The 13,949-nt window shown below is 65.5% G+C and carries 5 protein-coding genes; 2 read left to right on the forward strand and 3 right to left on the reverse strand.

Annotated features, from left to right (window positions below; all coding sequences use genetic code 11):
- Positions 1 to 124 precede the first annotated feature (124 nt).
- Positions 125 to 4,987, forward strand: a complete 4,863-nt coding sequence (locus ACF8C6_RS01960; RefSeq protein ID WP_392497754.1) for an NAD-glutamate dehydrogenase — start codon at positions 125 to 127, stop codon at positions 4,985 to 4,987.
- Positions 4,988 to 5,253: 266 nt separating this feature from the next.
- Here ACF8C6_RS01960 and ACF8C6_RS01965 read toward each other — a convergent pair whose 3' ends face one another.
- From ACF8C6_RS01965 to metR, 3 genes are all read right to left on the reverse strand, one after another.
- Complete coding sequence (locus ACF8C6_RS01965; RefSeq protein ID WP_392497755.1) at positions 5,254 to 8,364, reverse strand: transglycosylase domain-containing protein; 3,111 nt, start codon at positions 8,362 to 8,364, stop codon at positions 5,254 to 5,256.
- Positions 8,365 to 8,600: 236 nt separating this feature from the next.
- Positions 8,601 to 10,214 (reverse strand): FMN-binding glutamate synthase family protein, encoded by a 1,614-nt coding sequence (locus ACF8C6_RS01970; RefSeq protein WP_392497756.1) that lies wholly within the window; start codon positions 10,212 to 10,214, stop codon positions 8,601 to 8,603.
- Between the two features lie 398 nt (positions 10,215 to 10,612).
- Positions 10,613 to 11,530: a transcriptional regulator MetR gene (gene metR, locus ACF8C6_RS01975; RefSeq protein ID WP_392497757.1), complete on the reverse strand. Its 918-nt coding sequence runs from the start codon at positions 11,528 to 11,530 to the stop codon at positions 10,613 to 10,615.
- Positions 11,531 to 11,641: 111 nt separating this feature from the next.
- On the opposite strand from metR, the gene metE reads away from it, so the two are divergent.
- Positions 11,642 to 13,948, forward strand: coding sequence for a 5-methyltetrahydropteroyltriglutamate--homocysteine S-methyltransferase (gene metE, locus ACF8C6_RS01980; protein ID WP_392497758.1), 2,307 nt, complete (start codon positions 11,642 to 11,644; stop codon positions 13,946 to 13,948).
- The last annotated feature ends 1 nt before the right edge of the window (position 13,949 follow it).

Here is a 13,949-nt window from a genome sequence, read left to right on the forward strand (position 1 = left end):
GTTATGACCTATGAGTCCCTGTGCGCACTGGCAGGTTCTATCAATCGCCTAGACTGCATAGGCATTTGATCTGCAGTGCGTCTCTCCGGCACCTGACGAATAACAAGCCAAGCGGAGCATCACCATGGCGTTCTTCACCGCGGCCAGCAAAGCCGACTTCCAGCAACAACTGCAAGCGGTACTGGCTCAGCATCTCGGCGACAAGGCGCTGCCACAAGTCGCGCTGTTCGCCGAGCAGTTCTTCGGCATCGTATCTCTCGACGAATTGACCCAGCGCCGCCTGAGCGACCTGGCCGGCTGCACCCTGTCTTCCTGGCGTCTGCTGGAGCGATTCGATGCAGCCAAGCCGGAGGTGCGGGTGTACAACCCGGACTACGAGAAGCATGGCTGGCAGTCGACCCACACCGCGGTGGAGGTGCTGCACCTGGACCAGCCATTCCTGGTCGACTCGGTACGCATGGAGCTGAACCGTCGCGGCTACAGCATCCACACCCTGCAAAACAGCGTGTTCAGCGTGAAGCGCAACAAGAGCGGCGAGCGCCAGGAACTGCTGCCGCGCGGCACCACCGGCAAGGACATCCAGCAGGAAGCGCTGATGTACCTGGAGATCGACCGCTGTGCCGGCGCCAGCGAGCTGCGCGCCCTGGAGAAGGCACTGTACGAGGTGCTGGAAGAAGTCCGTCTGGCGGTATCCGACTTCGCGTCGATGAAGGCCAAGGCCGAACAGCTGCTGGCCTGGCTGGATAAAGCCAAACTCAAGGTCGACGGCGCCGAGCTGGCCGAGATCAAGACCTTCCTCGCCTGGCTGCTGGACAACCACTTCACCTTCCTCGGCTACGAGGAATTCACCGTGGTCGAGGAGAAGGACGGCGGCCATCTGGTGTACGACGAAAGCTCCCTGCTGGGCCTGTCCCGCCGGCTGCGCAGCGGGCTGAAAAAGGAAGAGCTGCATATCGAACCGGAAGCCGTACAGTACCTGCGCGAGCCGCAGCTGCTGTCCTTTGCCAAGGCCGCCACGCCGAGCCGCGTGCACCGTCCGGCCTACCCGGACTTCGTCTCCATTCGCGAGCTGGATGCCAAGGGCAAGGTCATCAAGGAATGCCGCTTCATGGGCCTGTACACCTCCTCGGTGTATGCCCAGAGCGTCAGTCGCATTCCTTATATCCGGCGCAAGGTCGATGAGATCGCCGAGCGCTCCGGTTTCGATCGCCAGGCGCACCTGGGCAAGGAGCTGGAACAGGTGCTGGAAGTGCTGCCGCGCGATGACCTGTTCCAGACCCCAGTGGACGAGCTGTTCAACACCGCCATCTCCATCGTGCAGATTCAGGAGCGCAACAAGCTGCGCCTGTTCATCCGTCGCGACCCCTATGGCCGCTTCGCCTACTGCCTGGCCTATGTACCGCGCGATGTGTACTCCACCGAGACGCGGGTGAAGATCGAGCAGATTCTCATGGAGCGCCTGGGCGCCAGCGACTGCGAGTTCTGGACCTACTTCTCCGAGTCGGTGCTGGCGCGGGTGCAGTTCATCCTCAAGGTCGACCCGAAGAACCGCGTGCAGATCGACCAGGCGCGCATCGAGAAAGAGGTCGTGCAGGCCTGCCGTTCCTGGAAGGACGATTACGCCAGCCTGGTGGTGGAGAGCTTCGGCGAGGCCCAGGGCACCCAGGTGCTGGCCGACTTCCCGCAGGGCTTTCCGGCCGGCTACCGTGAGCGTTTCGCCCCGCATTCGGCGGTAGTGGACATGCAGCACCTGTTCAGCCTGTCCGACTCGCGCCAGCTGGTGATGAGCTTTTACCAGCCGCTGGCCCAGAGCGAGAGCCAGTTGCACTGCAAGCTGTACCATGCCGACACGCCGCTGCCGCTGTCGGACGTGTTGCCGATCCTGGAGAACCTCGGCCTGCGCGTGCTTGGTGAGTTCCCTTACAAGCTGCGCCGCGAGGATGGCCGCGAGTTCTGGATTCACGATTTCGCCTTTACCGCCGCCGAAGGGGTCAATGTCGATATCCAGCAACTCAACGACACCCTGCAGGATGCCTTCGTGCAGATCGTCGGTGGCGCGGCGGAGAACGACGGTTTCAACCGCTTGGTGCTGACCGCCTCGATGCCCTGGCGTGACGTGGCGCTGCTGCGTGCCTATGCTCGCTATCTGAAGCAGATCCGCCTGGGCTTCGACCTGAGCTACATCGCCGCGACCCTGGTCAACCATGCCGACATCGCCAAGGAACTGGTGCGCCTGTTCCGCACCCGTTTCTACCTGGCGCGCAAGCTCAGCGCCGAGGATCTCGAAGACAAGCAGCAGAAGCTGGAGCAGGCGATTCTCGCCGCGCTGGACAATGTCGCGGTGCTCAACGAAGACCGCATCCTGCGCCGCTACCTGGACCTGATCAAAGCCACCCTGCGCACCAACTTCTTCCAGAGCGCTGCCGATGGCCAGCCCAAACATTACTTCAGCTTCAAGATCAGCCCGCGCTTGATTCCGGAAATCCCGCGGCCGGTGCCCAAGTACGAGATCTTCGTCTACTGCCCGCGCGTCGAGGGTGTGCACCTGCGCTTTGGCGACGTCGCTCGCGGCGGCCTGCGCTGGTCCGATCGCGAGGAAGACTTCCGTACCGAGGTGCTGGGCCTGGTCAAGGCGCAGCAGGTGAAGAACGCGGTGATCGTGCCGATGGGCGCCAAGGGCGGTTTCGTACCCCGCAAGCTGCCGCTGGGAGGCAGCCGTGACGAGATCCAGGCCGAGGGCATTGCCTGCTACCGCATCTTCATTAGCGGCCTGCTGGATATCACCGACAACCTCAAGGAAGGCAAGGTCGTGCCGCCGGAGAACGTCGTGCGTCACGATCCGGATGACCCCTACCTGGTGGTGGCGGCCGACAAGGGCACCGCGACCTTCTCCGACATCGCCAACGGTATCGCCCAGGAGTACGGCTTCTGGTTGGGCGACGCCTTCGCTTCCGGTGGCTCGGCGGGCTACGACCACAAGGGCATGGGCATCACCGCCAAGGGCGGCTGGGTGTCGGTGCAGCGTCACTTCCGCGAGCGCGGCATCGACGTGCAGAAGGACGAAACCACGGTCATTGGCATTGGCGACATGGCCGGCGACGTGTTCGGCAACGGTCTGCTGCTGTCGGACAAGCTGCGTCTGGTGGCGGCCTTCAACCACCTGCATATCTTCATCGACCCCAACCCGGATGCGGCCAAGAGCTTTGCCGAGCGCAAGCGCCTGTTCGACCTGCCGCGTTCCAGCTGGGCCGACTACGATGCCAAGCTGATCTCCGAGGGGGGCGGCATCTTCCTGCGCAGCGCCAAGAGCATTGCCATCAGCCCGCAGATGAAGGAGCGCTTCGACATCAGCGCCGACAAGCTGGCGCCCACCGAGCTGCTCAACGCGCTGCTCAAGGCGCCGGTCGACCTGCTGTGGAATGGCGGCATCGGCACCTATGTGAAGTCGAGCAAGGAAAGCCATGCCGACGTCGGCGACAAGGCCAACGACGGCCTGCGCGTCAATGGCAACGAACTGCGCGCGCGGGTGGTGGGCGAGGGCGGCAACCTCGGCATGACCCAGCTGGGCCGTGTCGAGTACGGCCTCAATGGCGGCGCCAGCAACACCGACTTCATCGACAACGCCGGTGGCGTGGACTGCTCCGACCACGAGGTCAACATCAAGATCCTGCTCGGCGAGATCGTGGCCGCCGGGGACATGACCGGCAAGCAGCGCAACAAGCTGCTGGCCGACATGACCGACGACGTTGGCAATCTGGTGCTGGGCAACAACTACAAACAGACCCAGGCCCTGTCGCTGGCCGAGCGCCGCGCCCGCGAGCGTGTCGCCGAGTACAAGCGTCTGATGGCCGCGCTGGAAGGCGCCGGCAAGCTGGACCGTGCGCTGGAGTTCCTGCCCACCGACGACGAGCTCAACGAGCGTGCCGCCAACGGCCGTGGCCTGACCCGCCCGGAGCTGTCGGTGCTGATCTCCTACAGCAAGATCGACCTCAAGGAGGCGCTGCTCAAGTCCCGCGTGCCGGATGATGACTACCTGGCCCGCGAGATGCAGACCGCCTTCCCGGCGCGCCTGGCGCAGAAGTTCGGCGAGGCCATGGAGCGCCACCGCCTGAAGCGCGAGATCGTCAGCACGCAGATCGCCAACGATCTGGTCAACCACATGGGCATCACCTTCGTACAGCGCCTCAAGGAGTCCACCGGCATGAGCGCGGCCAACGTCGCTGGCGCCTATGTCATCGTGCGTGACGTGTTCCGCCTGCCGCACTGGTGGCAGCAGATCGAAGCGCTGGACTACCAGGTACCGGCCGAGCTGCAGCTGCAGTTGATGGACGAGCTGATGCGCCTGGGCCGCCGCGCCACCCGCTGGTTCCTGCGTAGCCGCCGTGACGATCTCGATGCGGCCCGCGACGTCGGCCACTTCGCGCCGCGCGTGGCCGAGCTGGCCGGGCGTCTGGATGAGTTGCTCGAAGGTCCGGCTCGCGAGCAGTGGCTGGCGCGTTACCAGAGTTATGTCGAGGCTGGTGCGCCGGAGGAACTGGCTCGCGTGGTGGCCGGCACCAGTCACCTGTACACCCTGTTGCCGATCATCGAGGCCGCTGACGTTACCGGTAAGAGCGCCAGCGAAGTGGCTACCGCCTACTTCGCGGTGGGCGATGCGCTGGAGCTGAGCTGGTACCTGCAGCAGGTCACCAGCCTGCCGGTGGACAACAACTGGCAGGCCCTGGCCCGCGAGGCGTTCCGCGACGATCTGGACGGCCAGCAGCGCGCCATTACCATCGCCGTGCTGCAGATGGCTGACGGCCCGCAGGACATCGAGCAGCGGGTGGCCGTGTGGCTGGAACAGCACCGCACCCTGGTCAAGCGCTGGCTGGCGATGCTCGCCGAACTGCGCGGCGCCACTGGCACCGACTACGCCATGTACGCCGTGGCCAACCGCGAGCTGATGGACCTGGCGCAGAGCGACAAGCAGGCGCCGAGCGTCAGCTGATGTCCAGGCGATGGGGCGGTTGCGCCCCATCGCCTGGTTCTGCCCGGCCCCATAGTCCGTAGGTTGGGCTGAGCGCAGCGAAGCCCAACAGTTCGCCGCGTTGGGCTTCGCTGCGCTCAACCCAACCTACGTGATTGCGCACACCGTAGCTGGGTCTGGCTGGCTTTTGTGGGAGCGACTTCAGTCGCGATGAAGTCAGCGCAAAAGCATCGCGGCTAAAGCGGAATGCCGCCCAGCCGCTCACACACAGTCCGGTCTAACCTACTTCAATACAAGCGAGCCTGCGTCGGGCTCGGCGGCTGGCTGCAGCCGGTGCGCGCGTTCGCCGCCAGGTAGGGGCTGAGCAGCGGTGCCATGCCCTTGAGCACCTGCACCGGCAGGGCCGAGGTGAAGCGGAAGTTGTCCGCGGCCTGGCCGGGTACGAAGGCCGTGAGGGTGCCGAAGTGACGTGGCCCCAGGTAGAAAACGAAAGTGGCCGTGCGGTTGACGGCCCTGGAGCTGAGCACCTGGCCGCCACGGCCGACGTTTTCGATACGGTTGTCGCCGGTGCCGGTCTTGCCGCCGAGCAGCAGCGCGCTACCGTCGCTGGTCTGGAAGCTGCCCTGCAGGCGCCGCGCCGTGCCGGCCTCGACCACCTGGGACAGCGCGCCGCGCAGGGCTGCTGCCACTTCCGAGGGCATCACCCGCTCACCGCGCAGGGCGTCCTGGCGCAGCAGGGTTTCGTAGGGCGTGTCTGCGGCGAAGTGCAGGCTGTCGATGCGCACGCTGGGCTGGCGAATGCCGTCGTTGACGATGATGCCCATCAGCTCGGCCAGTGCCGCCGGACGGTCGCCGGAGCTGCCAATGGCAGTGGCCAGCGACGGCACCAGATGGTCGAAGGGGTAGCCCAGGCGTTGCCAGCGTTCGTGGATGTCGAGGAAGGCTTCCACCTCCAGCAGGGTGCGGATGCGGCTGTCGCGGGCGCTGCGATGGCGGGTCTTGAACAGCCAGCCGTAGACCTCCTGACGCTCCTCGGCGCTGGCCGCCACGGCGTCGCGGAAGCTGGCCTGCGGTTGCTCGATCATGAAACCCAGCAACCACAGTTCCAGCGGGTGCACACGGGCGATGTAGCCCTGATCCGGCAGGCTCCAGGCGCCGGGGCCGTAGTCCAGGTAGAGGCGCTGGATCTTCGCGTCGCTGAGTTTTTCCTGGGGCGCGTGGGCCCTGATGAAGGCGGCGAAGGTCGGCTCGTCCACCTGTGGCATCAGGTAGCGGTGCACGGCGGCCAGACGCACGGCGGTGGGGCGCAGGCCCTCCAGGAATACATCCAGGCGTTCCTGGGCACTCTTGCCCTCATATTTGCGCCAGAAACGCCGCAGGAAGGTGGTGCCCTCACGGTCGGCGAAACGCCGGAGATAGTCGGCGCGCTGCGGGTGTTTGTCGTCCCTGAGCAACTCGGCACTGTTGTCGCTGCCGTGGTAGGTGCTGTAGCGCACCAAATCGCGCAGCAGGCGGATGAACGGCAGGTTGATCGATTCGCGCAGCGCATCGCGCAGGGTGGGGATGCGGCCGTTGTCCTCGCGCTTGAAGTTGCTGAAGGTATGCGCGCCGCCGCCAGTGAAGAAGGTTTCGTAGGGACTGGCCGAGTATTTGCGATCCAGCGCCGCGTCGAGCAGTGTGGCCAGGTTCTGCTCCGGCTTGGCGATCAGCTGGTCCAGTACCCAGCGGGTCAGGTGATCCTGTGGGGCCACCTCGATCTTGCGCAGTGCCTGCGGGCTTTGCCCGGCGTAACGCGCATGCAGCTCGGCGATCACCTGTAGGTAGGTGGTCAGTACTCGCAGCTTGGCGGTCGAGCCCAGCTCCAGTTTGCTGCCCTCGTTGATGTCGAACGGCTGGTCGGTGCTGTCGGTTTGTACCCGCACCCGGGCCCCGTCCAGGCCGCGTTCGAACAGGGTGAAGCTGTAGCGCACGTCGGCGGTTTTTTCCGGCGATAGCAGGCGCTCGCCGTACAGGCCGATCTCGCCGGCGAACTCGGGGTCGGCCAGGCGCCGCAAGTAGGCGCTGATGCTTTGTTGCAGCTCGGCATTGAGGGTGCTGGTGGCGCTGAGGTCGAGGCGGTCGAGGTCGTACAGCGGCTGATTGAGCAGACTGGACAGGCGGCTGCGGGCCACGGTGATGCCCTTGTTGCTCTGCACCGGCTGGATGGCCGGATGCAGCGCCAGGTCGCGAAACGCCAGGCGCCTTGCCAGCGCCGCCTCGCGTAGCGGCTGCTCGACTATCCCGGCCTTGGCCAGGATGCGGATATGGCTGTCGATGAGCTGTTCCAACTCGTTGCGCCCTGCTGCCAGATAGTAGGAGGGGCGGCGTTGGGCGATCATCAGTGCCAGTACCTGGCGCAGGGCCAGGCCCTGCTCGGCGCGACTGGCTGAGGTGCTGTGGCGCTGGTCGAGTAGACGGTTGACCCGATTGAAGTCGGCGCCGAACCACACCCGCAGGCCGTCGGCCAGGCCGTGCACTTCGCCATGGCCGGGGGCGGCGGAGAGCGGCACGCTGTTGAGGTAGTCGCGCACCACGGCCTGGCGTGCTTCCAGGGTCTGCGGGCCCTGTTGGTAGGCGCGCATGCTGGCGGAGATCATCTGCCGCAGCTTGTCCATCGGCTCCAGGGTCAGGCCATCCGGCGAGTGACGGTATTTCTCCAGCTGGGTGGCCAGTGTACTGCCGCCGGCCGATTGCTCCTGAACGGAGAACTGCTTGCCGATTTGCGACAACGCCGCCTTGGCGAAGCGCGGCCAGTCTACCGCGGGGTTGGCCAGCGGCTGTTCGGTATCCAGCAGGTGGCGGTTCTCGATGAACAGCAGGCTGTCGACCACCAGCGGCGGAATAGCCTCGAAGCTGGCATACAGCTGCTGTGGGTACTGGAACTGGTAGAGCGGCTCGCCGCGGCAGTCGCTGATGCTGAGCCCGGCCTGCACTTTTTCCGCATAGGGTGGGAAGAAGCCGCGCTGGCTGTAGTCGAGCAGGGCGGAAGAGAAGCGTGCCTGGCGGCTGACCAGGAAGTGGCGGGCCTGCAGGCGCTCGATAAGCGCGGGCAGTTCCACATAGCCGAGGCGTTTGTCGAAGGGGCCGCTGCGGGGAAACAGAATCGCGTCGCTGGGGCCGGGCTGCAGCTGGTAGTTGAGTGTGGCGGCATAGCGGCTGAATTCCCGGGCCTGCCAGCGGGAGCTGATGATTTCCTGGTAGCCGAGCAGGCCCAGGGCCAGCAGCGCGAGCAGCACAAACAGCCAGAGCAGCAGCTTCAGACGCGAGCGACGCGGTGGTTGTGGCTGGACCAACAGGCTCTCCGTGGCGCTGGCGAGTAGCGTCGTGTCGGGTGCCTCGGACTGCCACAGTGAACCCATGATCGACTGCCTACCATTCGCGACGGGTCTTGCTCCAAGCTTAGACGGCGGCCTGCGCTGGTGAGCGAAATATTGCCCGAAGGGGCGGCCGGCTCGCGTGAGCGGTAAGGCGTCGAACTGTGCGTGCCGGGTACCCCCGCACGCCCAGCGGGGGCATGGCAGCCACGGCTTCACTGGCCGCCAACCGCAGGGTCAGTTGTAGCGTGGGCAGCCTCGATCCCTGGGCTGAATAGAGTTCAGACTGCTGCCGGCGCGAAGCTGTTCGCCTGGGCCATGGCCCACATACGCGCATAGAACTCGCCGGAAATCTCCTCGCCGAGCAGCTCGCCCGGTTTGAGGAAGACGTGCAACTGCGAGTACAGCTTGATCTCGCTGGCCGACATGCGCCGCACCAGGTGCTTGGCCTCGATCTGCGAGGGATGCCGCAGGCCCGCGGCAGCGATCATCTCGGCCAGGGCCTTCATGGTGTTGTGGTGGAAGTTGCGCACGCGCTGGGCCTTGTCCGGCACCACCAGGGCGCGCTGGCGCAGCTTGTCCTGGGTGGCCACGCCGGTCGGGCACTTGTTGGTATGGCAGCTCTGGCTCTGGATACAGCCGATGGCGAACATGAAGCCGCGCGCCGAGTTGGCCCAGTCGGCGCCCAGGGCCATGACGCTGGCGATGTCGAAGGCGCTGACGATCTTGCCGCTGGCGCCAAGGCGGATCTTGTCGCGCAGGTTGAGGCCGACCAGGGTGTTGTGCACGAACAGCAGGCCCTCGCGCAGCGGCACGCCGATATGGTCGGTGAACTCCAGGGGCGCGGCGCCGGTGCCGCCTTCCTTGCCGTCGATGACGATGAAGTCCGGCAGGATGCCGCTCTCCAGCATAGCCTTGGCGATGCCCATGAACTCCCAGGGATGGCCCAGGCACAGCTTGAAGCCCACCGGCTTGCCGCCGGACAGCTCACGGAGCTGGGCGATGAACTGCAGCAGCTCCAGCGGGGTGGAGAAGGCGCTGTGCGAGGCCGGCGAGATGCAGTCCTGGCCCATGGGCACGCCGCGGGTCTGGGATATTTCCTCAGTGATCTTGTGCTTGGGCAGGATGCCGCCGTGGCCGGGCTTGGCGCCCTGGCTGAGCTTGATCTCGATCATCTTCACCTGCGGGTTGGCGGCCTGCTCGGCAAAACGCTCGGGGTCGAAGCGGCCTTCGGCGGTGCGGCAGCCGAAATAGCCGCTGCCCAGTTCCCACACCAGGTCGCCGCCGTACTCGCGGTGATAGGGGCTGATGCTGCCCTCGCCGGTGTCGTGATAGAAGCCGCCGAGCTTGGCGCCCTGGTTGAGGGCGCGGATGGCGTTGGCGCTGAGCGAGCCGAAGCTCATGGCCGAGATGTTGAACACCGAGGCCGAGTAGGGCTGGCTGCACTGCTGCCCGCCGATGGTGACGCGAAAGGTGCTGGGGTCGCAGTGGTCGGCCGGCAGCATTGAGTGGCCGATGAACTCGAAGCCGCTCTGGTACACGTCGCTGAGGGTGCCGAAGGCCTTGTCGGCGCCTTCGTTCTTGGCCCGTGCGTAGACCAGGCCGCGTTGCGCGCGGGAGAAGGGCAGCGCCTCGCGATCACCCTCCAGCAGGTACTGGCGGATCTCCGGGCGGATAGCCTCCACCAGGTAACGGATATTGCCCAGGATCGGGTAGTTGCGGCGTACCGCGTGGCGGGTCTGCAGCAGGTCGTTTACGCCGACCAGGCTGAGCATGCCGGCGACCAGGGTTAGCGCCCACAGCCACTCATGGGCGCCGAGAAACGGCAGGGTGACGAGGGTGAGGAGTACACAGAAGGCGAAGAAGGCGTAGCGGTTCAACAGCGAAAGGCTCATGGAGTCTCCTCGGGCGGGGCGTCCGCGCCGGCTTCTCGTGCCTACAAAGGCCGGGCCAGAGCGTCGGGCGACTAACGGTTGGCTTCAGAGTAGCAGCCAGGGCACTTTTGATCGGCGCGCCTGATGCAAGAAACCGCTGTTCGCTGCGCAGACTTGGTAGCGGGGCGCGCGTTCTCGCTTTCGCAGCCGTGACTGCCTGGAGGCCTCATGAAATCATGCCCTGCGTTGCTGGGGCCTTTCCGTCAGTAGCGTGAACGATGCCGCTGCATGTTTTGAGGTCGTACAGAGCGCGTAGGTTCTGAAGGTGGATGGCGGTTGCGCGGATCAGTGAGGTTGTGTGGCGGAGAGGGCTATGGAGCGAGGCCTGGCAATACGGTTTGCCAAGCCTCGGGTTTGCTTTAGCGAGCCGCGCTGACCCCGGCAAGGGTGGCGAAGGAGGTGTCCTTGGCGGTCAGCAGGAAGTCGCGCATGAACGGCGCGTCGAGCATGTCGGCGCGGATCGCCGCATACAGCGTGCAGTACAGGCCCTTCTCGCCCAGGCGTTTGGCGGTCACGTAGCCGCGCGAGCTGTACTCGTGCAGCGCCCAGTTGGGCAGGCTGCACACACCGCGGCCGCTGGCTACCAGCTGCATCATCATCACCGTCAGCTCCGAGGTACGCACCTGCGCCGGTTCGATGTCGGCCGGTTCGAGGAAGCGGGTGAAGATATCCAGACGGTCGCGGTCGATGGGGTAGGTGATCAGCGTCTCGCGCTCGATATCCTCGGGCAGCACGTAGGGGCGGTTGGCCAGCGCATGCTGGTTGGCTACCGCCAGCAGCGCTTCGTAAGTGAACAGCGGCACGTAGGTGATGCCGTTCATTTCGACGGGGTCTGAGGTCACCACCAGGTCGAGGTCGCCGCGCGACAGCGCCGGCAGTGGGGCGAAGGAGAAGCCCGAGGCCAGGTCCAGCTCCACTTCCGGCCAGGCGTCGCGGAACTGGTCGATGGTCGGCATCAGCCACTGGAAGCAGCTGTGGCACTCGATGGCCATGTGCAGCCTGCCCGCCGTTCCGCCGGCCAGGCGCGCCAGGTCGCGCTCGGCGGCACGTAGCTGCGGCAGCAGGCTGTCGGCCAGTTGCAGCAGGCGCAGACCGGCACTGGTGAAGCGCACCGGCTTGGTCTTGCGCACGAACAATTGCATCCCCAGGCGTTCCTCCAGCTCCTTGAACTGGTGCGACAGCGCCGACTGGGTCAGGTGCAGGCGCTCGGCAGCCTCCACCAGGCTGTCGGTCTCGCGCAGGGCGTGCAGGGTCTTAAGGTGGCGCAATTCCAACATGAGCAAATCTCAATGAATTAAACTTGTGATGATCACGAATAGGTTGAGTTTGTCTCATGATGCGACCGGTGTCGAGAATGTGCGTCATTGACGAACACTGGAGACAGACAAATGGCATTGGCACACAACCTCGGCTTCCCCCGCATCGGCCGCGACCGCGAACTGAAGAAGGCTCTGGAAAGCTACTGGAAGGGCGAACTGGATGAAGCCGGCCTGCGCGCCGTCGGCCGCGAGCTGCGCGCCGCCCACTGGCAGCTGCAGAAGGACGCCGGCATCGAGTTGCTGCCGGTCGGTGACTTCGCCTGGTACGACCAGGTACTGACCCACTCCGTGACCTTCGGCGTGATCCCCGAGCGCTTCCACACCCACGGCGGCAAGCCGACCCTGGACACTCTGTTCGGCATGGCCCGAGGGGTTTCTGGAAACAAGAGCAGCCAGAACACCTGCTGCGGAGGCGCCCACGCGCAAGAGATGACCAAGTGGTTCGACACCAACTACCACTACCTGGTCCCCGAATTCACCGCCGACCAGCAGTTCGCCCTGAGCTGGGAGCAGCTGTTCGAGGAAGTGGAGGAGGGCAAGGCCCTGGGCCACACCCTCAAGCCGGTACTGATCGGCCCGCTGACCTACCTGTGGCTGGGCAAGTGCAAGGGCCGCGAGTTCGACAAGCTTGAGCTGCTCGAACGCCTGCTGCCGGTCTACGGCGAGATCCTCCAGCGCCTGGCCGGCCAGGGCATCGACTGGGTGCAGATCGACGAACCTATCCTCGCCCTCGACCTGCCGCAGGCCTGGAAGAATGCCTTTGAGCGCGCCTACAACCTGCTACAGAAGGAGCCAGGCAGGAAGCTGATCGCTACCTACTTCGCCGGCCTGGAAGACAATCTCGGCCTGGCCGCTGGCCTGCCGGTGGATGGCCTGCACATCGACCTGGTGCGTGCGCCGGAGCAGTTCCCGGCCATCCTCGACCGCCTGCCGGCCTACAAGGTGCTGTCGCTCGGTGTGGTCAACGGCCGCAATGTCTGGCGCGCCGACCTGGAAAAAGCCCTGGATATCCTGCAGCAGGCCCATGAGCGTCTGGGCAGTCGGCTGTGGGTGGCGCCGAGTTGCTCGTTGCTGCACAGCCCGGTTGATCTGAATCGGGAAGACCAGCTGGATGCCGAGCTGAAGAGCTGGCTCGCCTTCGCCGTGCAGAAGTGCCAGGAGGTCGCCGTGCTGGCCAGGGCTTTACGCGAGCCGCAGGCCGCCGAGGTGCAGGCCGCGCTGGCCGAAAGCAACGAAGTGCAGGTCAGCCGCGCCGCTTCGCCGCGCATCCACAAGCCCGAGGTACAGGCGCGCCTGGCTGCCATCCGTGCGGCCGATAGCCAGCGCCAGTCGCCCTTCGCCGAACGCATCGCCAGGCAGCGTGAGTTGCTCGACCTGCCGCCGTTCCCCACTACCACCATCGGCTCCTTCCCGCAGACCTCGGCGATCCGCCTGGCGCGCCAGTCGTACAAGGCCGGCAAGCTGTCCGCCGCCGAATACACCGAGGCCATGCACGCGGAAATCCGCCATGCGGTGCAGATTCAGGAGCAGCTGGGCCTGGACGTGCTGGTGCATGGCGAGGCCGAGCGCAACGACATGGTCGAGTACTTCGCCGAGCAGCTCGACGGCTACGCCTTCACCCGCTTCGGCTGGGTGCAGAGCTACGGCTCGCGCTGTGTCAAACCGGCGGTGATCTATGGTGACCTGTCGCGGCCCAAGCCGATGACGGTGGAGTGGATCGCCTACGCCCAGCGCTGCACCGACAAGGTCATGAAGGGCATGTTGACCGGCCCGGTGACCATGCTGATGTGGTCCTTCCCGCGTGACGACATTCCGCGCGAGCAGCAGGCGCGCCAGCTGGCGCTGGCCATTCGCGACGAGGTGGTCGACCTGGAAGCGGCCGGGATCAAGGTCATCCAGATCGACGAGGCGGCCTTCCGCGAAGGCCTGCCGCTGCGCAAGGCCGGTTGGCAGCACTACCTGGACTGGGCCACCGAGGCCTTCCGGCTGACTGCCAGCGGTGTACGCGACGAGACACAGATCCACACCCACATGTGCTACAGCGAGTTCAACGACGTGATCGAGTCCATCGCCGCCATGGACGCCGACGTGATCACCATCGAGACCTCGCGTTCGGACATGGAGCTGCTGCGCGCCTTCGAGGCCTTCGACTACCCCAACGAGATCGGCCCAGGCGTGTACGACATCCACTCGCCGCGCGTGCCGGACAGCCGCGAAATGGCCCAGCTGCTGCGCAAGGCCGCGCAGTGGGTGCCGGCCGAGCGCCTGTGGGTCAACCCGGACTGCGGCCTGAAGACCCGCGCCTGGCCGGAAACCGAAGCGGCGCTGGTGAACATGGTGGCCGCGGCCAAACAGCTGCGCGCCGAGCTGGCCTGAG

This window comes from Pseudomonas sp. zbq_18 (assembly GCF_043102245.1).
GTDB lineage: Bacteria > Pseudomonadota > Gammaproteobacteria > Pseudomonadales > Pseudomonadaceae > Aquipseudomonas.

Coding starts and splice junctions, on each gene's coding strand:
- ACF8C6_RS01960 (WP_392497754.1), top strand. CDS start 125: ATGGCGTTCTTCACCGCGGCCAGCAAAGCCGACTTCCAGCAACAACTG.
- ACF8C6_RS01965 (WP_392497755.1), bottom strand. CDS start 8,364: ATGGGTTCACTGTGGCAGTCCGAGGCACCCGACACGACGCTACTCGCC.
- ACF8C6_RS01970 (WP_392497756.1), bottom strand. CDS start 10,214: ATGAGCCTTTCGCTGTTGAACCGCTACGCCTTCTTCGCCTTCTGTGTA.
- metR (WP_392497757.1), bottom strand. CDS start 11,530: ATGTTGGAATTGCGCCACCTTAAGACCCTGCACGCCCTGCGCGAGACC.
- metE (WP_392497758.1), top strand. CDS start 11,642: ATGGCATTGGCACACAACCTCGGCTTCCCCCGCATCGGCCGCGACCGC.